General features: G+C 50.2%; 17 protein-coding genes, 3 tRNA genes and 1 pseudogene. 19 read left to right on the forward strand and 2 right to left on the reverse strand.

Annotation, left to right across the window (positions count from 1 at the left end; translation table 11 throughout):
* The first annotated feature begins 135 nt into the window (after positions 1-135).
* The 13 genes from tolA to EJN92_RS13795 all read left to right on the forward strand — a co-directional run bounded on the left by tolA (position 136) and on the right by EJN92_RS13795 (position 12,198).
* Positions 136-1,050 (forward strand): cell envelope integrity protein TolA, encoded by a 915-nt coding sequence (gene tolA / locus EJN92_RS13735; RefSeq protein WP_126128352.1) that lies wholly within the window; start codon positions 136-138, stop codon positions 1,048-1,050.
* 4 nt (positions 1,051-1,054) lie between these two features.
* The gene (tolB, locus tag EJN92_RS13740) at positions 1,055-2,335 is read left to right on the forward strand and encodes a Tol-Pal system beta propeller repeat protein TolB (RefSeq protein WP_227869543.1); all 1,281 of its coding nucleotides are present in this window, start codon (positions 1,055-1,057) and stop codon (positions 2,333-2,335) included.
* Between the two features lie 59 nt (positions 2,336-2,394).
* Positions 2,395-2,922 (forward strand): peptidoglycan-associated lipoprotein Pal, encoded by a 528-nt coding sequence (gene pal / locus EJN92_RS13745; protein WP_126128353.1) that lies wholly within the window; start codon positions 2,395-2,397, stop codon positions 2,920-2,922.
* A 159-nt stretch (positions 2,923-3,081) separates the two neighbouring features.
* Complete coding sequence (ybgF, locus tag EJN92_RS13750) at positions 3,082-3,831, forward strand: tol-pal system protein YbgF (protein WP_126128354.1); 750 nt, start codon at positions 3,082-3,084, stop codon at positions 3,829-3,831.
* Positions 3,832-3,884: 53 nt separating this feature from the next.
* A tRNA-Lys gene (locus EJN92_RS13755) sits at positions 3,885-3,960 on the forward strand.
* Between the two features lie 90 nt (positions 3,961-4,050).
* Positions 4,051-4,126, forward strand: a tRNA-Lys gene (locus EJN92_RS13760).
* A gap of 118 nt (positions 4,127-4,244) precedes the next feature.
* Complete coding sequence (locus tag EJN92_RS13765) at positions 4,245-5,141, forward strand: class I SAM-dependent methyltransferase (protein WP_126128355.1); 897 nt, start codon at positions 4,245-4,247, stop codon at positions 5,139-5,141.
* 146 nt (positions 5,142-5,287) lie between these two features.
* Positions 5,288-6,745 carry a Ppx/GppA phosphatase family protein gene (locus EJN92_RS13770; protein ID WP_126128356.1) on the forward strand — a complete coding sequence of 486 codons (1,458 nt, stop codon included), beginning with the start codon at positions 5,288-5,290 and terminating at the stop codon, positions 6,743-6,745.
* A 211-nt stretch (positions 6,746-6,956) separates the two neighbouring features.
* Positions 6,957-8,660: an alkaline phosphatase D family protein gene (locus EJN92_RS13775; RefSeq protein WP_126128357.1), complete on the forward strand. Its 1,704-nt coding sequence runs from the start codon at positions 6,957-6,959 to the stop codon at positions 8,658-8,660.
* A 211-nt stretch (positions 8,661-8,871) separates the two neighbouring features.
* Positions 8,872-9,600, forward strand: coding sequence for a c-type cytochrome (locus tag EJN92_RS13780; protein ID WP_126128358.1), 729 nt, complete (start codon positions 8,872-8,874; stop codon positions 9,598-9,600).
* An 8-nt stretch (positions 9,601-9,608) separates the two neighbouring features.
* Positions 9,609-10,922, forward strand: coding sequence for a c-type cytochrome (locus EJN92_RS13785; RefSeq protein ID WP_322348660.1), 1,314 nt, complete (start codon positions 9,609-9,611; stop codon positions 10,920-10,922).
* 30 nt (positions 10,923-10,952) lie between these two features.
* Positions 10,953-12,011, forward strand: a complete 1,059-nt coding sequence (locus tag EJN92_RS13790) for an AI-2E family transporter (protein WP_126128359.1) — start codon at positions 10,953-10,955, stop codon at positions 12,009-12,011.
* A gap of 113 nt (positions 12,012-12,124) precedes the next feature.
* Positions 12,125-12,198, forward strand: a tRNA-Gly gene (locus tag EJN92_RS13795).
* A gap of 44 nt (positions 12,199-12,242) precedes the next feature.
* Here EJN92_RS13795 and EJN92_RS13800 read toward each other — a convergent pair.
* Positions 12,243-14,159 carry an ATP-binding protein gene (locus EJN92_RS13800; RefSeq protein ID WP_170174904.1) on the reverse strand — a complete coding sequence of 639 codons (1,917 nt, stop codon included), beginning with the start codon at positions 14,157-14,159 and terminating at the stop codon, positions 12,243-12,245.
* Positions 14,160-14,453: 294 nt separating this feature from the next.
* Positions 14,454-14,855: pseudogene (locus tag EJN92_RS13805) on the reverse strand (methyl-accepting chemotaxis protein); the annotation flags it as partial.
* 456 nt (positions 14,856-15,311) lie between these two features.
* Between EJN92_RS13805 and EJN92_RS13810 the strand changes: the two are divergent.
* The 6 genes from EJN92_RS13810 to EJN92_RS13835 all read left to right on the forward strand — a co-directional run bounded on the left by EJN92_RS13810 (position 15,312) and on the right by EJN92_RS13835 (position 22,107).
* Positions 15,312-16,046 carry an ABC transporter ATP-binding protein gene (locus EJN92_RS13810; RefSeq protein ID WP_126129927.1) on the forward strand — a complete coding sequence of 245 codons (735 nt, stop codon included), beginning with the start codon at positions 15,312-15,314 and terminating at the stop codon, positions 16,044-16,046.
* Positions 16,018-18,507, forward strand: coding sequence for an ABC transporter permease (locus tag EJN92_RS13815; RefSeq protein WP_126128361.1), 2,490 nt, complete (start codon positions 16,018-16,020; stop codon positions 18,505-18,507). The genes EJN92_RS13810 and EJN92_RS13815 overlap by 29 nt, the downstream gene beginning before the upstream one ends.
* 1 nt (position 18,508) lies before the next feature.
* Positions 18,509-19,135 (forward strand): arylesterase, encoded by a 627-nt coding sequence (locus EJN92_RS13820; RefSeq protein WP_227869544.1) that lies wholly within the window; start codon positions 18,509-18,511, stop codon positions 19,133-19,135.
* A 94-nt stretch (positions 19,136-19,229) separates the two neighbouring features.
* A complete protein-coding gene (locus EJN92_RS13825; protein WP_227869545.1) occupies positions 19,230-19,994 on the forward strand; it encodes a hypothetical protein in 765 nt (254 codons plus the stop codon).
* Between the two features lie 51 nt (positions 19,995-20,045).
* On the forward strand, positions 20,046-20,777 hold the full coding sequence (locus EJN92_RS13830) for a response regulator (protein ID WP_194074937.1): 732 nt from the start codon (positions 20,046-20,048) through the stop codon (positions 20,775-20,777).
* Positions 20,778-20,781: 4 nt separating this feature from the next.
* A complete protein-coding gene (locus tag EJN92_RS13835) occupies positions 20,782-22,107 on the forward strand; it encodes a sensor histidine kinase (protein ID WP_227869546.1) in 1,326 nt (441 codons plus the stop codon).
* Positions 22,108-22,267: the final 160 nt, after the last annotated feature.

The raw sequence follows: 22,267 nt of genomic DNA on the forward strand, positions 1-22,267 counted from the left end.
ATATAATTTCTTAACTATAAATATAAGTGTGATAGGCATGCAAATAGCAATTGATAAAATTGCCTTAACGCACTTTTTTGAGTTTAAGATAAAACTAAATGGAACTAAGTGAATGTGGCTAGCTCTAATAATCTCATGACAAACTCTTCTTTAACAGCTTTGTCGCCTATGATTGGGCAGCGGCCCGTGCAATGGCAGTCCATCTCTCTGGCTGCGATGGTGCATGTGCTGTTGATCGTATTTCTTTGGGTTGGTGTGCAGTGGCAAAATAAGGAATCGACTGCAGTCGAGGCTGAGGTGTGGGATATGACAACGCGCGAGGCCGCGCCTTTACCAGTAATTGAAATGCAGCTAGAGCCAGAAAAAACGATCCCAAAACCAGAAAAAATTGTGACTAAAGAAGAACCTCTGGAAGATCCGGAAATCGCTTTGGCGCAAGAGAAAAAACGTAAACGTATAGAAAAACAAAAGCAAGAGCAGGAATTAAAGCTGGAGCAGGAGAGGGAGAGGGAGAGGGAGAAGGACAAGGCTTTGAAGCTGGAGAAAGAAAAACTGGCTGAACAAAAGAAAAAACTTGAGAAAGTTGCGGAGAAATCTAAGCTCGACGAGGCCGAGAAGCAAAAACTAGCCGAACTGGCCAAGCAGAAAAGCAAAGAGCAGGCGTCTCGCGATAAAGCCTATGAAGAAAATATGCGTAGGCTGACAGGGCAGGCCGGTACTAGTGGTAGCGGCGGTAGTGGTGATGCCGCCAAATCGACTGGAAATAACCGTGGCGATCCTAGTTACGCAGCACGTATTGCGGCCAAAGTGCGCTCGAATACAGTTTTTAATACCAGCGATAATTCAAGTAATAATCCTACCGTAGAATATCGTATCGACCTATTGCCGGATGGCTCACTGCGTGGCGCTATTCGTAAATTAAAGTCCTCGGGCGTGCCCGCCTTCGATGAGGCGGTGGAGAAAGCAATAGAAAAATCATTGCCATTTCCACGCGATAAGTCTGGCGAGGTGCCGGCAAGTATTGTGTATGTTCATCGCATGAAAGAATAGATTAATGAAAATATTGTTGAAGACCTTAATGTTGAAGAGCCTATTGCTAAGCGTATTAGTGTTTACGACTGCGGCACAGGCACAATTGCGCGTCGAGGTTTCCGGTGTAGGTTCCACTCAAATACCGATAGCTGTAGCCAGTTTTTCGGATGAAGGTCTGGCGACTCAGCAGCTTAGTGCCATCATTAAAGATGATTTGACGCGCAGCGGTTATTTTAAATTGATAGACGGAGTTGGCGTTATCTCTGAAACGACTTCGGTGAATTTTGGGGACTTGAAATCACGTGGGGCCGAAGCCTTGGTCGTTGGTAGCGTACAAAGACTCAGCGATGGGCGTTTTGATGTGCGCTATAAATTACTCGATACCATTAAATCTTCCACGCTATCTGGTTTTGCTTTGGCAAGCACGCCCGAAAATATGCGATTGACCGCGCATAGAATTTCCGACGATATTTATGAAAAATTAATCGGAGTGCGTGGCGCCTTCGCCACGCGGGTAGCTTATGTTACCAAGGCGGGTAATCAATACCGTCTGGAGATTGCCGATGCTGATGGGGAAGGCGTGCAAGTTGCATTGCGCTCGAATGAGCCAATTATTTCGCCGGCCTGGTCACCTGACGGCACCAAGGTCGCGTATGTTTCGTTTGAAGCAAAAAAGCCTGTGGTCTATGTGCAAAACCTGATTACCCGTGAGCGCACCGTGGTTGCCAATTACAAGGGCAGTAACTCTGCGCCAGCATGGGCGCCTGATGGTAGTAAGTTGGCGGTATCCCTGTCGCGTGATGGCTTGACGCAGATTTATACTGTGAACGCCAACGGTAGCGGCTTGCAAAGATTGACTAGTTCTAGCGGAATAGATACTGAGCCGCAATTTTCTGCCGATGGTCAGTCGATTTATTTTCTAAGTGATCGTAGTGGCGGGCCGCAGATTTACCGTATGTCCAGCTCAGGCGGAGATGCCAAGCGCGTGACTTTCGGTGGTTCTTACAATATCACGCCTCGTATCTCACCGGATGGCAAAACTTTGGCGTATATTTCACGTCGTGAAGGTAAATTTCAGTTATATACTTTGGATCTAGCTAGTGGGCAAGAGCAAAGAATGTCAGATACCGTCAAGGACGAGTCGCCGAGTTTCTCTCCGAATGGTCGTTACATTATGTATGCCACAGAATCTGGACGTCGCGGTTCGCTGGCGGTAGTTTCTGTTGATGGTAAAGTGAAGCAAAAGTTGACGGTGCAGGCTGGTGATATACGCGAGCCTACTTGGGGTCCCTTCATGAAGTAGTCGGCAAGGTAAATTTTTTGTTAGTGTAGTTTTTGCTTGTAAATTAATAGGAGAAATAAATGAATTTCAAAAATACTAGTCTCGCCCTGATCATTTCCAGTCTTGCTTTGATCACCGCTTGCAGCACACCAGTTAAACTCGATGACAAACCTGTCGTCGAAGACAAGTCAACAAAAGTCGTCACACCAGTAGACACGCGCACTGTTAGCCCGGTTGAAGCAACTTCGGTCGATCCTTTGAATGATCCTAAAGGTATCTTGTCTAAGCGTAGTGTGTATTTTGACTATGATAGCTATGTGGTTAAGGATGAGTTCAAATCTTTGGTGGAGGCCCATGCTAAATATTTGTCCGCGAATAAAGGCCGTAAGATTTTAATTCAAGGTAATACCGATGAACGCGGTGGCCGTGAATACAATTTGGCTCTGGGTCAAAAACGTGCAGAAGCAGTCCGCAAGGCCTTGGCTTTATTGAGTGTGCCTGAAGCGCAAGTAGAAGCGGTTTCCCTGGGTAAAGAAAAACCTAAGGCCACCGGTAGCGACGAAGCCTCTTGGGCAGAAAACCGTCGTGCTGATATTGTTTATCAATAATCGAGCCTCACTTGCTAGTGAACTCGGATAGCGTTTAAACGAGATCCATATCGGGCTTTGCAGCTTCTGTTGCAAAGCCCGAATGCTATTGTGCTGGCCTTCCTTTACGCAGTATTATCCCCCTCTACCTGTATCAAACTAATTGAAGCTTGAGCTGCTATGAAATTTCTCTCTTTAACTAAATTCTCCGCTGTGGCCGTCCTCGCCGCCGCGCTTGCTCCTGGCCTGGCTTCTGCCGGCCTGTTCGATGATGATGAGGCGCGTAGAGCAATTCTCGATATTCGCGCCAAGATCGATGCAGTGAATGTCAGAGTGGACACTAAGGCGGACAAGAGTAGTGCACTTGATTTAGCCAATCAAAATGAGGTGTTGCGCAGTGAGATTGCTAAATTGCGTGGTCAAATTGAAGTCTTGACCAATGATTTAACCAACGCTCAACGCCGCCAGCAAGATTTTTATGTGGACTTAGATAATCGGCTGCGCAAGATCGAACCTAAGAAGATGACTGTAGACGGCAAGGAATCGACCGTAGAGGTCAATGAGCAGCGCTCCTATGACGCTGCTATGGCTTTGTTTAAGGCGGCTGACTACAAGAGCGCTAGCGCTGCGTTTTCGGCGTTTGTGGTGAATTATCCGCTGTCCGCCTATGCTGGCGCGGCGCAATACTGGCTGGGAAACTCCTACTATGCGCAACGCGATTGCAAAAACACCATCACGGCCCTACAGCCTATGCTGAAGTCTCTTCCTGATCACCCTAAGACGCCGGATGCCATGCTCAATATTGCCGCTTGCCAGCTAGAGCTAAAAGACAAGCCCGCGAATAAGAAAACTTTAGAGGCCATCATCGCTCATTATCCAGATTCGGAAGCCGCGCAAGCGGCCAAGAGTCGCTTGGCTGCAGGAAAATAAACCCGGTAGGCGATTGACAGGCTGAGCTAAACCCCCTATAATTTCGTTCTTTCGGGTCGTTAGCTCAGCTGGTAGAGCAGCGGACTTTTAATCCGTTGGTCGCAGGTTCGAATCCCGCACGGCCTACCACGAAATTCGAAAGACTTAGGTCTAGATCTAAGTCTTTTTCATTTGTACTTAATAGCTTATGGCAATTATGTACAGATACAAGCAGTCTTTGGGTCGTTAGCTCAGCTGGTAGAGCAGCGGACTTTTAATCCGTTGGTCGCAGGTTCGAATCCCGCACGGCCTACCAAATACGAAGGACTCAGGTGAAAACCTGAGTCCTTTTTTGTTTTTTCGGTGATAAGCTGCGCGTATATAAATATGCACGCCTATGCCGCCTCAATTTCTTACTCATTCAAGGATGCCCGATGAAACACAAGCCAGAAAGCCAAGCCAAGCGGGTAGCAGTGAAAACGGAGCAGGAAAATGCAGTGCAGGAAAAACACGAAATCCGTCCAGGCCAATCGCTAGAGCTACTTAAAGAACTACATATCCTGACACGTGACGGCAAGATGAATCAGGATAGCCGGCGCAAACTTAAGCAGGTCTATCATCTGTATCAATTCATCGAGCCCTTGTTGCAACAGGTGCGAGCTAGTCATGGTTCCGTCAGTGTGGTCGATCATGGTGCTGGTAAATCTTACCTCGGCTTTATTTTGTATGACCTGTTTTTCAAGGCGCTCAATGATGGTGGCGCTTCGCGGATTTACGGCATAGAAACTCGTGACGAACTGGTGCAAAAGTCGCGCGAGCTCGCGCAAAAACTTGAATTTCCAGGCATGTCGTTTCTTAATTTATCGGTGGCTGATTCGACTTCCTCAAGTGCCTTACCTGATCAGATCGATATAGTCACGGCCCTGCATGCCTGCAATACTGCGACCGATGATGCGATAGAATTTGCCTTGAAAAAGAAGGCGAAATTTATGGTTCTGGTGCCCTGCTGCCAGGCTGAAGTAGCGGCCGAATTGCGCAAGGGTAAAGGCGAGGTGCTCAAAAATAATCCTATGTCCGAAATGTGGCGCCATCCGATACATACCCGCGAATTTGGTAGTCAGATCACCAATGTGCTGCGCTGTCTGCAATTAGAGGCGCATGGTTATCAGGTGCGCGTGACCGAACTGGTAGGTTGGGAACATTCTATGAAGAATGAACTAATCATCGCTGAATACAAGGCGCAGCCGCTTAAGCGTGCCGCCGAACGCCTGAATCAAGTCTTGACGAGCACCGGTTTGGAAAGTCTAAGCAGTCGATTTTTTACGCCCTGAAACTGCACTGTGGTAAATTCGCCCGAATGGTAATTGCGTCACTAGCACGTCATAAATAATGATTAATATAATTTATCTTTATTGACTAAGCGTGATTTTCATCTAGCCCCTTAGTCTCATCGCATACAAAAAAGGAAGGTCTAGCTATGTTTGCTGCCGTAGATCTTGGTTCTAATAGTTTTCGTTTGCACATCGGCCACCATGATGGTGATGTGATCAGGGTGGTAAAAAGTGCGCGTGATCCGATTCGCCTTGCTGCCGGTCTGGATGCCGAGGGTAATTTAAGTCCAGCCGCAATCCAAAGTGCGGTCACTTGCCTGGCGCGCTTTCGCGAAATTCTTAATGCCTATCCTATCGTCGGGGTACGTGTGGTTGCTACCAATACCGTGCGTATCGCCAAGAACGCCGGTGCGCTGTTGCCCGCCGCCGAAGCTGCCATAGGCTATCCTATCGAGGTGATCTCTGGACTGGAAGAGGGGCGCCTGATTTACATGGGCGTGTCTAACTCGATTGCGATCCCGGGCGAGCGCAGACTGGTACTTGATATCGGCGGCGGCTCTACCGAAGTGATCTTGGGGCGTGGCCATGAAATTGTTAAAGTAGAGTCTTTTGCGATTGGTACGGTTAAGCATAGCGCCAGTTTTTTCCCTGATGGACATATCTCCGAGGCCGGCTTTGATGCCGCGATACTGTCGGCGCGCTCGATGTTTGAAGATGCCGCGCCACCGTATCAGCCCGTGCATTGGCGTAGCGCCTACGGCTCATCTGGAACGATGCGCGCGATCTCCGATGCGATTCATAAAAACGGTCTGGGCGATGGCAGCATTACTCTGAAAAATCTAAATTCACTACGCCGCTATTGTGAGCAAACCGGGCATATCAGCGAGCTAGAACTGAACGGCATCAAACCGGAACGGGTGGCCATGGTGGTCGGTGGTTTAGCGATATTGATAGGTCTGTTGGAAGAATTTAATATCCAGGTTTTGCATCCGATTGAAGCCGGCTTGCGTATGGGCGTGATGTGGGACATGTACCTACGCTCGACTAAGCGCGATCGCCGTGAGCAATCTGTGCACACGGTCGCCAGCCTGTTTCATGCTGATATGTCGCGCGCCAATCGGGTTGCTGAAATGGTGCGTTCCTTGTACGCGCAACTCAAGCCTAGCTCAGACGCTTACACGCGCCATCTGTATTGGAGTGCCTTGATGCACGAGGTCGGTATGGTGGTCTCACATACCAGTTATCACAAACATGGCGCCTACATGGTAGAGAATGCCGACATGGCGGGCTTTACTACACGTGAGCAGCGCACCATGAGTAAGCTGATCCTGAGCCAGAAAGGTAATCTCAGAAAAATCAGCGATGGTTTTTCTGATCTCGATTTTGCCAAGGCAGTGCTGGCATTACGTTTGGCTGTGACCCTGATGCACTCCCGCGTAGAGCTTGATTATGCCGATTTGCGCTTAAAGATGAAAAGCAAAATTGAACTTGAGATACGACAGGACTGGGTCAGCCTACATCCTACCGTGGCGTTCTGGCTGCAAAAAGAAATCGAATGCTGGCGCGAAGTCGGTGTCGAATTTCTGGTGAAGGCCAACGTTTAAAAATTTTCAAGTTGGTATGCCCAGTATCCATGCGCCTCGTGGCGGCATTTCGGCCTGCAGCCCGCGTGGATATTGCGTATATGGTTTTTGGAAATACCCTAGAATGGGGTTGTCATCAATAACTAATTAGAGCCATCTCTCTAAATCGCGTCACGCCCCAGTAATATTCATTTCCTATCATTCTGCGCTTAGCCACTCATGGATCAGCCAGATGAATCTCAAACCTTCCCGTCGTCAATTTATTCGCGATTTTACTTTTACTACTGCAGCTGTTACTGGCTCATTGGCACTGAGTGCCTGTGGTGCTGGCAGCTCCGATGACGGCGTTTCCGTCACTTTTTTACATGGTGTGGTCAGCGGCGATCCATTGAGCGACAGCGTGATCTTGTGGACACGCGTGACGCCTTCCAACAGCACTGATGGCAAAGACATTGCAGTGCAATGGGAAGTGGCAGCAGACGATCAATTTACTAAAATCGTTAAAAACGGTAGTTTTTTCACGAATGCCGCGCGTGACTTTACGGTCAAAGTAGACGTCACTGGTTTGAGCCCAAATAGCGTGTATTTTTATCGCTTCACACATAACAGCACCCGTTCTGCGACTGGCCGCACCAAGACCCTGCCGGTCGGTAAGTTAGATCAAGTGAAACTGGCTGTGTTGACTTGCTCTAATTATCCGGCTGGTTACTTCAATGTATATGCCGAAGTCGCAAAACTGACAGACATTGATGCCGTGTTGCATCTGGGTGACTACATCTACGAATATCCACGCGATGGCTATGCTTCGCAAGATGCGGCGGCTTTGAATCGTCTGGTCGACCCTAAGACTGAGATCATTACGCTGACCGATTATCGCAGTCGCTATGCGATCTATCGTACCGATACCGATCTGCAAGCGATGCACGCTAAATTGCCTTTGATCGCGATCTGGGATGATCACGAGTTTGCCAATGATGCCTGGTCCGGTGGTGCAGAGAACCATGATCCTGCTACCGAAGGTCCGTTTAGCGCGCGCCGTGCGGCTGCGCTGCAAGCCTACAATGAATGGATGCCGATCCGCTTGCCGGATGCAACTAAGAACGACAGAATTTATCGCTCTTTCGACTTCGGTAATCTGGTTTCTTTGCACATGCTAGACACTCGTCTGATAGGGCGCGACAAGCAACTATCCTTCGCCAATTACATGGGTGCTGGCGGTGCTTTTGATGCTGGAAAATTTACTGCCGACATGGCCAACCCTGCGCGCCAGTTAATGGGCGCCGAGCAGACTGCCTGGTTGCAAGCACAGATGGGGAAATCGAGTGCGACCTGGCAGATACTGGGTCAGCAAGTATTGATGGCGCGCATGAATATCCCCGCGCCTCTGGTCTTGCAGCAAATTACGTTTGCCAATTACATCACGCTGGTAGGCAAGGCGCAGGCAGCGCCGGCCAGTTTGACGACCGAAGAGAAACTGATCCTGGCGCAGCCAGCGATTCCTTACAATCTGGATGCTTGGGATGGCTACGCTGTCGCACGTGAAACCGTGTTCGGCACTGCTAAAGCTTTGGATAAAAATCTGATTGCCTTGGCGGGCGACACCCATAATACCTGGGCGAGTGATTTGGCTGATATGACGGGTGCTGCGGTAGGCGTAGAGTTCGGCGTGACCTCGGTGACTTCGCCAGGCTTTGAAGATATTTTCCCTAAAGAAGATCCTGCGGTGTTGGCGGCTGGTCTGGAACAGTTGATCGGGCCTCTGGTGTATGCCGAGACTAAAAATCGTGGTTTCATGATCGTTACTGCGACGCCAACTGAAACACGCGCCGAATGGCGTTATGTCAGTACCGTTAAATCTAAGACTTACAACATGGTTCCGGGTAAGACTCTGAAGACGTTGCCGGGCGCTGCCAACCGCAAGTTATTGGCAGTGTAATTAAGGTAGCTTGTTGAGGCAGCTTGCGATGTGCGGCATTAAAGTCTGCTGGTGCTAGAGCTGAAGTTCTCAAGCGGGTGATTGCTCCTTATCCGTTTGAGGCCGACTAAGAAAATAATGGCAGTGAAGACAGGCTATTGAGGAACGCGATGCACTGCGTTTTTCAATAGCCTGTTATGCTTTCGTCCTTTGCATATCGATTTAGCTGTTTATGACGAATCTGTCCTTTAGTTTTTTGAATGGTTTGCGTTTGAGCTTGCTGAGCGCCTGTTGCGTCTGTCTGCCAATATTGGCCAGTGCGCAAACAGTGCCAGACACCTTAGAGCAAAGGCTGAAGGTCTGCACTTCCTGTCATGGAAAAGACGGTAGAGCCACCAGTGATGGCTATTACCCGCGCATTGCAGGTAAGCCCGAGGGCTATCTCTACAATCAGCTGATCAATTTTCGTGATGCTAAGCGTACTTATCCTTTGATGACTTATATGGTGACGAATTTGTCTGATGCGTATTTGAAAGAAATCGCACAGTATTTTTCGGCGCAACATCCACCGTACTCTGCGCCCCAAATCAGTGAGGCGAGCCCCGCCATGTTAGAGCGTGGCCGGCTGCTAGTCCATCAAGGTGATAAGGCTAAAAATATTCCAGCTTGCATATCTTGTCATGGCGAAAAAATGACCGGGGTCGCGCCTTTTATACCTGGCTTACTCGGCCTGCCGCGTGACTATATTGTGGCGCAGTTGGGGGCCTGGCAAAACGCTAGCCGCCATGCTACTGCACCCGATTGTATGCAGAAAATCTCGTTGAAATTGCAGCCGCAAGACATAGGCGCGGTATCGGCGTGGCTGGCGGCGCAGCACATGCCGGCTGACCCTCGAGCGATAGTGGCCAAAGATATCCCTCATTTTAAATTGCCAATTGCCTGCGGCAGCGTTACTGAATAAAGCTCAATATGTCGATTAAACGAATTCTTTATTCACTGCTGACCAGCATACTGTTGGTGCTGGCTGGCGTGGCTGGTTACGGTTATTTTTTATTGGACGAGCATCTGCCTGGCACGCCAGCGGTCGATGCAAATACTGGCGGACAAGTTGCGCGCGGTGCCTATCTGGCGCGTGCCGGAAATTGCATGGGCTGCCATACGATGCGTGGTGGCGACGCCTATGCCGGTGGTCGTGTGATTCAGTCTGAGTTTGGCAATTTTCTGACGCCCAATATTACTGCGGATGTTAACTATGGCATCGGTGCCTGGAGTGCCGAAGACTTCTGGCAGGCACTACACAATGGTAAGTCTAAGGATGGGCGCATGCTGTATCCAGCTTTTCCGTTTGCCAATTACAGCCAGATCACACGCACCGATAGCGATGCTTTATTCGCTTACTTCAAGACGGTTAAACCTGTCGCCAGAGAGAATCAGCCACATGATTTGCGCTTCCCTTACAACCAGCGAATCTTGCTGGCATTTTGGCGCGCCCTGTATTTTCGTCCGGGCGTGTATCAAAATAATACGCAGCAAACTACAGAATGGAATCGTGGCGCCTATCTGGTGAATGGCTTGGCCCATTGCAGTGCCTGCCATAGTAGCCGTAACGTGCTGGGCGCTAATGGCGGTAGCCACGATCTGTCTGGAGGTGCGCTGCCCATGGTCAATTGGTATGCACCATCCTTATTGGCGCAAGACGAGGCCGGGGTCTTGCATTGGCAGCCGGCACAGTTGCAAGCCTTGTTAAAAACCGGTGTCTCGCAGCACTCCGTCGCGTCGGGCCCTATGGCTGAGGTGGTGGCTGGCAGCCTGCAATACTTAACAGCGACCGATATTGCCGCCATGGGCACTTATCTGCAAGCCCTGCCGGTATCAAAAACTGCTGCTGCCGATATGCTGGATAAGGCGCTAAAAGCTCCCGAGCTAGGCAAAGAACAGATGGCGATGCTGATGCAACAGGGAGCCAGTCTGTATAAAACCCATTGTGCCGATTGCCATGGCGCCAATGGTTCCGGGGTTGCCAGCATTTATCCTGCCTTGGCGAGTAATCGTGCAGTGCAGATGCAAAACGCCACCAACCCTTTGCGTATCATCTTAGCGGGCGGCTTTGCTCCTGCCACCGAGGCCAATCCGCGTCCTTACGGAATGCCGCCGTTTGGACCAGTGTTGTCAGACGCTGAAGTGGCCATCGTTTTATCTTATGTACGCAATGCCTGGGGCAATCAGGCTAGCGTCATCACCGCAGCAGAAGTTAATCGCTACCGGACCGCACCATTGGATTAAACAAGATCTAGACAAGGGAGTTGCAAGGACATGAATCAGAGCACTTTACGGCATCAGTTTTTTTTATTCTTGCTCATCGCCGTCACTTTGGGTTTTGGCTGGATCATGCTGCCATTTTATGCAGCGATTTTCTGGGCTTTGGTCCTGGCAATTTTGTGCGCTCCTTTGCAAACAAGTTTACTCAAAATACTGCCTCGACACCGCAATCTGGCAGTGCTGGCCAGTCTGTTATTGGTACTGGTTGCGGTGCTGCTTCCGCTCTTGCTGATAGGCGCATCTCTGCTGCAGGAAGGGACGAGTTTTTATGCCAAGATGCGCTCTGGTCAAATTGATTTTGGCGTCTATTTTCAGCAAATCATGGCGGCACTACCTAGCTGGATGTTGAAGCTGTTGTCACGCTTTGGGGTCGACGACCTGACGACGCTCAAAAGTACGCTCTCAACTGCGGCTAGTCACGCCAGTCAATTGATCGCCTCTAAACTCTTGAACCTGGGGCAAATTACGGCTCAGTTTATGATCAGCTTAGGGATCATGCTGTATTTGTTGTTTTTCTTTTTGCGTGATGGTGTCGCGCTGGCGGCAAAAATCACACTGGCCTTACCATTAGAAAATGCTGATAAGCAACAACTGTTTGCCAAATTTGCGACTGTGATACGTGCAACGATCAAAGGTAATCTCAGCGTTGCAGCGACTCAGGGGGCGCTAGGTGGCCTGATGTTTTGGTTCCTGGGAATACAGGGAGCATTATTATGGGCGGTATTGATGGCTGTCATGTCCTTATTGCCGGCGATAGGCGCTGGTCTGATCTGGGGCCCGGTCGCACTTTATTATCTGGCGACTGGCGCGCTGTGGCAAGGCATCAGCATGATCTTGTTTGGTGTGTTGGTGATTGGCTTGGTTGATAATATCCTGCGTCCTATTTTGGTTGGTAAAGATACGCAGATGCCCGATTATGTGGTGTTGCTTTCTACCCTGGGCGGGCTTGCCGTTTTTGGCTTGAGTGGTTTCGTGATCGGCCCCGTGATCGCAGCCATGTTCATCGCCAGTTGGGAAATTTTTGCAAATGACCAAGAGGCGGGCGGCAAGTAAGACCCTTCGAGATTATTCGAGAGTGGCTTATGAGCCGCCCTCGCTATGATCTTGATCAAGTCAGGAATTTGCCAAGTGCCGACAATCAGGCGTAGAATATCCGATCTGCCAACGCGGGTGTAGCTCAATGGTAGAGCTGAAGCTTCCCAAGCTTACGACGAGGGTTCGATTCCCTTCACCCGCTCCATAATCACTACCGTTTCTATGTGCCGTCTGGCATGTTCTTGTGGCCTACTTGGCGCACAAAGGGATACGTATTGACACCGTCGTTCCCTGACCCAATTCACTGCTTAGCTTGAGCTCACCTGCAAGTGTATTGTTAACCAAATTGTGGACAATGTTGAGTCCTAAACCACTGCCGCCTTTGCCTCGTTTGGTCGTAAAGAAAGGGTCAAAGACACGTTTTAAATCATGTTCTGAAATACCCTTGCCATTGTCACGTACTTCAAGCAGAAGGCTGCCCTGTTGGTCACTGTCGGCACGTATATTAATCTCGCCCTCTTGTTGAGGCTCAAAGGCATGCAGTACGCAATTGTTGAGCAAATTGGTGATGATTTGATAGATAGCACCAGGATAGCTATCCATTTGTAAATCATGAGGAATATCGCAACTGATTCTGATGTGAGAGCGGCTCAGGCTAGGTGTTAATAGCAATAAAATTTCAGCTATGGCCTCATGTAAAAAAAACACACGCCTCGCTTCGCTTTCCTGATCGATCGAGACTTGTTTAAAGCTATTAATCATCTCGGCCGCTTTTTGCAAGCCTCGCACCAAAATTTCGCTTCCCGTCCGCGCTTGCTCTATAAAATCGTTCATCTGACGGCGCGACATGCCCTGTTCTATCTGGCGTTCTACGGTGATAACGTGATCTTTTAGTGTACTTGCCACCGTGAGACTATTTCCTATCGGCGTGTTGAGCTCGTGGGCTATGCCCGACACCATAGAAAATAAGGCGGAATTTTTTTCCATGCTGACTAATTCTGTATGCGCGGTGGCTAAGCTTTCCATTGCCGATGAGAGTTCTCGCGTGCGTTCCATGACTCTATGTTCCAGCAACAGGCCTGCGGTTTTTAAACAGTGTCTGGCTCTCAGTGTTGCTGCCACAATGAAGGCGATGACTGCGCTAAGTAAAATTCCAATCACGAGCACGAGATATGAAAAATAATGAAAATAGCCAGCAAAGAAAGTAGATTTCGGGCGTAGGGTTAAATTCCATTTGCGACCTGCCACCTCCAATGTTTGCGTAATATCCGTATCTTGCGGCGTGCTCGTCTTATCCAATTTGCCTGTGCTTGGATGGATTGAGCTATAAATAAATTTCCCGTCATTGGCAGTAAGATCAACCGCGATTAAGTCATACTGTGCAAGATTAGCTAGGCTTAAGGCCTGTGCAAATAAGGGGGTAATAGGGATGACCGCCGCCAAATAACCTTTAACAGCTTGCTTGCCGCCTTTAGTAAGGGCGGATGCATGCGGATCCAATACTGCTTGAGAAATAGCAAATGCCATTTGACCGGAAGAGACCTTTCCTCCTTGCATCAAATCAAATACGCCTGAGGCTACTCCCTCGCCAGTTTCAGCGGACCTCAGTTTTGACTCCATACGAATTGGACTAAAACTCATATCAAAGCCTATGGTCCCTATGGTCGAGGGCCATGCATATAAAACCGGCACATAGACCTCGCGACCACTTACGCCTATCCATTCGTCGCCGCTCGCATCTGGTTGTATCACACGAAAATTGTGCTTGCCCTCGGCACGGGCTTTTTTCTCAAATTGAGCTAAGTCACTCGCCGCTACCAGTGGTTGCCATTCTAGGATGCGTACACTGTCTTGTTTCGCCAACGCGCGGTTGGCGTAGGTTTGAAATTGGAGATTGTTCAGATCAGGGTTGACCTCGATCATTAAAGCCCCAAACTTGACCGCGCTGATGGCGCTCGAGAGTCTGGTGTGAAACGCCTGCACAACGCGATCGCTTAGTTGATGTCGGGCATCTTGCGAACGCAGTCGATCTGCTTCGTGTAGTGAAAAAAAAGCCAGCGTACTTCCGAGTAAACCAACTACAAAAATGAAGAGTGGTAAGGCAAAATCTTTAGCGTTTAAAGATGAAACTTGGCTTGTATTGGTTTCGTCGCGAGTATTTTTCATCATGAGCGCTAAAGGAAATTATTCGATACAAAGGCAAGCCGATTTTATTTCTAGGACTTACGCAAAATTGTTTCAGCTAGACTTACCGCCGTAGACAGTACTTGAGTACGGCAAGGCGGATACAAGGACGCAGGGTCAGTTTTGAGTAAGTCCTAATTTCATCACTTTTCCTTAGCTTAACGAATAAAGAAAGCGATAGCAAAATACTTTTGTTGTCTAATGGGTACACAAAGACAGGCTGGCGCAGGCGTCCAGCTCTCAAAATTGGGCTCGCCAACAGTAAATACTAGGTACTCATAGCCTGAAGACACTCATGGATTCGACTAAAGTGTGGGATTGTTCACGCAAGCCTTCGGCGGCTGCGGCAGCTTGCTCGACTAGTGCCGCATTTTGTTGCGTCATTTCATCCATTTGGGTAATCGCTAAGTCGATTTGTTCTATGCCCGCCCTTTGCTGATCGGTGGCTGTGACGATTTCGGACATGATATCGGTTACATGTTTGACGCTGGCGACGATATCGTTCATGGCGACACCGGCGTCTCCCGCTAATTTATTCCCTGCGTCAACTTGTTCTACGCTATCACTAATGAGGGTCTTGATTTCTTTGGCGGCGGCGCTACGCTGTGCCAGAATTCTCACTTCACTCGCCACGACCGCAAAGCCCCGCCCCTGCTCGCCAGCACGTGCCGCTTCCAGGTTCTTGGCCGCTTCGTGCATATATAGGTAGGTCGGTATGCCAGCCAGGACCAGGGCGATAATACTCAGGAGTTCAAATTTTTGCCATAGCAAAAATCGACCGAGTTGAGAGCTCATAGTCATTTTATTCTCCTATCAAATCACCCCAGAAACCTCAGCGGCGCACCCAGAGACAATAATATTTATATTAGGTCAACGATGAGGGAAATCCGATGCCATTAGTGCAATATGGAAAATACTTGCTAATTGAAAACAATGATCTATTCGGCCTCTGGCATCAAATCTGGCTTGTAGCGGCCGTGCAGCCTTGCTATTGGCTAGTATTGTGCTTTACAAAACTTTACCTTAGCGACATATCCTAGCAAGGCGGCACGCTTACAGTAGGCGCTGAGCAGACTAACTCTGCTGGGTGGGCCAAATTGCCCACTCAAATCTACGCTTACAGGTGAGTCTATGATGTCTGCAACGCCGGTGCTTGAGCTTAAAGCCATTACCAAAAACGTCCTTACTCAAGAGGGGGATTTGGCAATACTGCGTCCGATTTCTATGCGAATAATGGCCGGTGAAACGATCGCCATTACCGGTGCTTCTGGCTCTGGAAAGTCGACCTTACTGGGTATCTTGGCGGGGCTAGATGTGCCTACTAGCGGAGAAGTGTTTTTGAGCGGGCATTGCCTGACGGCACTCGATGAAGAGGGGCGTGCCCGAGTCAGGGCTGAGAATGTGGGCTTTATCTTTCAGTCGTTTCAGCTTTTACCGGGGCTCACCGCGCTTGAAAACGTCATGCTGCCGCTGGAATTGCGCGGCAATCAGCAGGCCAGACCTATGGCGACAGAATTTTTAAATCGGGTAGGTCTGGAGTCGCGTATCCGCCACTACCCGCCCCAGTTATCCGGCGGCGAGCAGCAAAGGGTGGCGATAGCACGCGCCTTTGCCAGTCAGCCACGTATTTTGTTTGCCGATGAACCTACCGGTAATCTCGATAGCAAGACCGGTGCGCGGATTATCGATTTACTGTTTGAACTCAATCGAGCGTCCGCTACCACCCTGGTTTTTATTACGCATGAAGAGCGTCTGGCCTGTTTGTGTCAGCGTCGCATTGTGCTAGAGGCCGGACAAATGGTTTGCGCTTCGTCTAGCCAAGTTGGGAAAGGAGAGAGCCATGCTAGCCTTGAAATTATTGCTGCGTAATTGGCGTAGTGGCGAACTTAAACTGCTGAGTGCATCTCTGGTATTGGCGGTTGCCGTACTCAGTGGTATTGCGGTGTTTACCGACCGGTTAGAGACAACGATGCTGGCACAAAGTAGCAGTCTGCTAGGTGCCGATAGTGTGCTCACAGGTACTCAGGCACACAACGCAGCATGGGCGCTCGAAGCCGAACGGGATGGGATCGCACATACCCAGGCGGTAGCGTTTGAGAGCATGCTATATGCCGGTGATGAGATGGCGCTAGCCTCAGTCAAAGCGGTGGCGCAGCACTATCCCTTGCGTGGACATTTAGAAATCAGTCAACTGCCGTTTGCCGTGCAAGCACAAGATATTCAACAAGCTACAGGCATCCCTGCGGAGGGGGAAGCCTGGATAGATTCACGCTTAATGGCGGGCTTAAAAATACAACTGGGACAGCAAATAGAGCTAGGTGAGCTGAGTCTGAAAGTTAGTCAGATACTGATACGTGAACCTGAGTTATTTAGTTTAGCCCCACCTGTGTTAATTAATCTTCAGGATTTAGCTGCGAGCAAGCTGCTGCAAGCAGGTAGCCGCATTGAATATAAATGGTTGCTGGCCTCTGATAACATCGGGCAATTGGCAAACTTTGTACAAAAACTCAAGCCACGTCTAAGTCCGAGTCAGACTGTGACGGATGCTGCCAGCGTGCAGGAAAGTTTGGGTAGCGTGGCTAAAAACGCTAAAAAATTTCTGTTATTGACTGCGATACTGGCGGTGTTGTTGGCGGGCGTCGCGATCGCTATCGCAGCACAGCAGTTTTCGCAAAGACATATCAATCAAGTGGCCCTGATCAAGAGTCTCGGGGTCAGCGCTAGTCGGATCCGCGCTCTGTATTTTGGCCAATTGCTAGCCTTGGGCATCGTCGCCTCTTTGATCGGCTTGGTCTTTGGCGAACTAATACAAAGAGCGGTGGCCGCCAGCTTGCTACAAATCTATAAAATCAGTTTAGGGCAGGGGCGCGCCTTGCCGTATGCCCTGAGTTTTTTAAGTGGTCAGTTGTGCCTGATTTTTTTCGCCCTGCCAGCGCTTTGGTTCTTACCGACAGTGCCACCCTTGAAAATTTTGCGTAAAGAGTTGACAGTAAATTTTACCCAGCAGTGGTTACAGGCAGCGCTGGCGTTGGCAGCGGTATTTTCCCTACTTGTCTTATTTAGTGGCGATCTGATTCTGGCCTTACTGGTTGTCGCTGGGCTGATCGTGGTGGTGGTTTTTTCGATATTGCTGAGTGTGGCTTTTTTAAGTTTTAGCCGATATTTTTCTGCTAATCTGAGTGGCTACCCTCGGCTCGCCTTCGCCAATTTGCTAAGACGCAAACGATCAAACGTGATGCAAATTATCGTGTTTGCGATTGCCCTCATGTCTTTGCTCAGTTTGAGCATAGTGCGCACTTCGTTGATGGATGAGTGGAGTGCGAAATTCCCCAAAGATGCAGCAAATCATTTTCTGGAGAATATTCCGGCCGCCGAAGTCGCTGCAGTACAAGCTCTGATTGAGCAGGAAAAACTGTCACATGAGCCGTTTCATCCCGTAGTGCGCGGCCGTATCAGCGCGGTCAAGGGCATAGTGCCAGATGAAATGATGCGTAAAAAATCGCGTACTCTGGAGTTCGAAAATGATTTTAGCTGGAGCACTCGCTTGGCCGATGGCAATCAGTTGGTCGCTGGTCAGTGGTGGGATCAGTGGCGTCAGTCGCGTCAGCCTGGGCAATTGCCAGGAGTTTCAGTCGCTGCTGCCACCGCCAAAAACATAGGCGTAACCGTGGGTGATCGCTTGCGTTTTTTTGTGGCCGGTTTCGAGTTTGAAGCTGAAGTGGCCAGTTTGCGTCAGTTTGAAGAAAGTGCCGTTAAACGCTCGTTCGCCTATTTGTTTGAGCCCGGCACGCTAGATCATTTATCGCCCACGTATAGCACGGCATTTTTTCTGCCGCCGCCGCAAACAAACTTTTTGCCACGACTCTTGCGTGCCCATCCTAGTATGCTGCTGTATCAGTTAGATCGCTTCCTGGAGCAATTGCAGAATATTATCAAGCAGGTTTCGGATGGCGTGATGTTGATCTTATGGCTGACGTTGGCAGCGGCTGCTCTGGTATTGGGTTCTGCGGTGATGAGTAGTATTGATAGTCGCAGACAAGAGAGCGCATTGTTGCGTGCGCTGGGTAGCCCCAGGGAATTGATCCTTGCTAGTCTTTGGCTGGAATTTAGTCTTTTGGGTTTGCTGGCGGGCGTGGTCGCCATTCTGGGCGCTGAGTTTATTTTGTTCGGTCTGCAAGTACTGGTCTTAAAAACGCCGCTACAGCCACACTATACTTACTGGCTGGCGGCACCCTTGCTAAGCGCTGCCTTGCTAGGGCTCTTCGGTGCTACGGCTTGTCGCAGTGTGCTCACTAGCGCACCTGGTCTGGTATTGCGAGGAGTAAATTAAGATGATGCGAATGATGAAACTAGGCGGTGTTTTATTCCTGCTTTGCATTAGCCTGGAGGTGTGTGCAAAGAGCGCCGCAGTTAAAGTCTTGGTGCTTGGTGATAGTCTCAGTGCTGGTTTTGGAATACGTTCAGAGTACGGCTGGGTGCGCCTGATGCAACAAGACTTACAGACACGGCATGGCGTGCAATTGCTCAATGCCAGCGTTAGCGGAGAAACCAGTAGTGGCGGGCTTACTCGCTTGCCAGCCCTACTGCGCGATTATCAGCCTGGTATCGTGGTCTTGGAGTTGGGTGGCAATGACGGCTTACGTGGTCAGCCTCTCACTTTGCTAGAGAGTAATCTGCAAGCGATGATAGATGCCGCTCTGGGTTCCGGTGCCAGAGTATTATTGGTCGGGATGCAGATACCGGGTAGTTACGGGGCGCGCTATAGTAAGCAATTTAAGGAAATTTTTCCTAAAATTGCAGCTAAAAATAAGCTGTCTCTGGTGCCCTTTTTACTCGAAGCTGTGGCGGTTCATCCAGAGTGGATGCAGACCGATGGCATTCATCCTAAGGAGGAGGGACAGGCCAGAATGAAGGAAAACGTCTTGCCGTTTTTATTGCCTATGCTGAAGTTAAAATGAGCGGCTATCCTTCCTGTTGGAACGATTTTTCCTGTGTACTGACTTGGATTTATTTTTCTTTTTTGTCAAAAATTTTTGTGCTGAAAGACAAGCTATGCATTGCTTAAACAAGTTAACTTTGTTCCCGATGGGCCTGATGCTATTGACGCTTTGGGGGCCGGCCCGCGCCGACGGTCTGGCTGATCTGAAATCTGCCCTGAGTCGCTTGCAAGGGCAAAGCCCACTCAAGGCGACGATAGAGCTGAAAAGCGTCCGGCGCCTGGGCGAAGGTAAGGAGTTGGAAGAAAGCAGCGCGCACGCCAGTCTGAGCGTCGAAGACGGCGCGCGTGGCATGCAAGTTTTTTACAGTAAAGAGACCTTGACGCGGGCTGAGACTGAGGCTCGTGCTAAAGGCAAGGATCCCAAGAGCAAGACACCCACTGTGACTGCCTTGAGTGAGTTGAGTACGGCTGAACTGCGCCCTATGGTGGCGGCGGCGCTTGGCTTATCAAGGCAGATCGATGAGGGTATTTTTAAGGGGGAGAAATTCGACACTTATAATGGCAAGCCAGCGCGTCTGCTGAGTTTTGAATTCACTATGGATCGCTTGAGCGAAAGAGAGCGTAAATATGTAAAAAAAATGGAAAGCACACTCGATCTGTGGATCGCTGCTGATGGCACTCCACTGGCCAGTAGTTTTCGCCAGAGTGGTTCCGGGCGCGCATTTGTGGTGGTCAGTTTTGAGCAAAAATACGATGAAGACAGCATCTACGGCTTGAGTGGTGATCGCCTGCTGCTCATGCGCAGAGAAAGCCGGCTCAGCTCTTCCGGTGCTGGCGAAAAAATGGAAAGCAAGGTAGTCAAGACTTTGCAATTGTAGTCTTGCTCTGCCCCAGGCGAATAACGCATCATAATCACGAAAACTCTACCTATGCATCCACGCTTGTTAATGATAGAAGACGATCAGCGTCTGGCCGATATGCTGCAGACCTATCTGCAGCAAAACGGTTTTGAGGTTGTGCATGCCAGCAGCGCGCAGCAAGGTTTGGCATTGCTGCAGGATCAGTCTCAGAGCTATGCTTTGCTGTTGCTCGATTTAATGTTGCCGGATGCCTTTGGCCTCGATGTCTGTCGCCAGATTCGCGCACAGCAAGGACCTATCGCGACGATTCCTCTGGTGATGCTTACCGCTAAGGGCGATCCTATGGACAAGGTGATAGGACTGGAGCTGGGGGCGGATGATTATGTTGCTAAACCGTTTGAGCCGCGTGAACTGCTGGCACGCCTGCGCGCTCTGTTGCGGCGCCAGCAACAGCTGCCGGCGTATTCGCCGCAGTCCTTGGAGCCAGCCAGGGTTTTGCGTTTTGGCCGGCTAGAGATTCAATCCGATACGCGCCGCGTGTATCTGGATGGGCGAGAGCGCAGCCTCACGGCCTATCAATTCGATCTATTGCTGGTGCTGGCCGAAAGCGCCGGCAGAGTGCTGTCGCGCGAGCATTTGATGGATGCGCTCAAGGGCGAGACCCCGGATGCTTTCGATCGCTCGATTGATGTGCATGTCGGTCGCCTGCGCGCCGCCATTGAGGACGATCCCAAGCAGCCGCGTCGCATCATCACGGTGCGTGGTGCCGGTTATGTGTTCGCCAAACTACAAGATGTGTAAAACCATGAAAAACTGGATATCGAGATTGCGCTCACGCTGGTCGTTGAAATTTTATCTGCGTATCTATCTGGCGATGCTGGCCAGTCTGGTGCTCGCTTTCGTCCTCATGGCCTTGATCTGGCAAATACTGCTCAATAGTCCGCGCTATTTCAAGCTCAATATGGAACATTTTTCGCAGATAGCGACCGATGTCTTGCCGGCCTCCGGTGTTTCTAAGGAGCGCCAATTAGTGACGCTAAAACGTTGGGGGACGTGGATGGATTCCGATCTCTCGCTGTATGCGCCAGACGGAACCTTGCTGAACTCGACAAAAAGCGATGCGCCAGCGCGCGTTCCGGATAATGTTAAACAAGGCTGGTTCTTTGGGTTTCCTTTTAGCGTGATCGGCCACTTGTCGGATCAACGCTGGCTGCTCATGCAGAGTAATCGCGTCTTTTTTGCTCCGACTTTAGGACAAGTTCTACTGGCGCTGTTGGTGGCATTGGCACTGGCGCTTGGCTCCTACCCGATTGTCCGGCGTTTGACCAAGCGACTGGAGCATTTGCAAGAGAGCGTCCATGCCTTGGGACAGGGAGCGTTGGCGACCCGGGTGGCGGTCGAAGGGGATGACGAAGTGGCGCATTTAGCGATGAGTTTTAACCAATCGGCAGCGCGTATCGAGGCCTTGATGGCGGCGCAAAAATCTTTGTTGGCGAACGCCTCGCACGAATTGCGCTCGCCGCTGACGCGCTTGCGCATGGCGGTAGAGTTGATGCAAGAGCAGGCTGCGCCTGCCATCCGGCTAGAGCTGAGCCGCAATATCAACGAGTTGGATCAGCTGATAGAGGAGATCTTATTGAGCAGCCGCCTGGAGGCGAACATGGCGAATCCGCACACCAATGAGGAGCTCGATCTGACCGGTTTACTGGCCGAAGAGTGCGCGCTGACGGATGCCTTGTTAACGATACAGGTTCAGCACGGAGCCGCTGAGGGGGGCGCGTTATTGCAAGGTGATCCGAAATTGCTCAGGAGGCTATTGCGTAATCTGCTGGAAAATGCCCAGCGTTACGGTGGCACTGCGGCGCCCGAAGTGTTACTGCTGATCAGCCCACAACAGCTGCAAGTAGATGTTTGTGATCGCGGTGCCGGGATCCCCCTGGAGCAGCGCGAGCGTATTTTTGAGGCTTTTTATCGCGTGCCTGGTGCCAGCGAAAGCCATGGCGGTGTCGGGCTAGGCCTGAGTCTGGTCAGACAAATCGCACAGCGACATGGCGGTCAGGTGCAATGCCTGGCGGGTGAAGGCGGCGGCAGTTGTTTTAGAGTAATCTTACCTCGGGCCGTAAGACTTTAGCTGCTGCGCTGAAGCTTTAATGCAGGCAGGCTCAGTGCGCATATACCATGCGCCTCTCCAGCCTGCCTAGCCTGCAGGCCGCATGGGATATGCGCGTGGGCGGCACTGCCATTTCAAAATCAATCTACTCGTCTTCGCACCCGTCGTCAGCTATCGAGAT

This window comes from Undibacterium parvum, assembly GCF_003955735.1.
GTDB lineage: Bacteria > Pseudomonadota > Gammaproteobacteria > Burkholderiales > Burkholderiaceae_D > Undibacterium > Undibacterium parvum.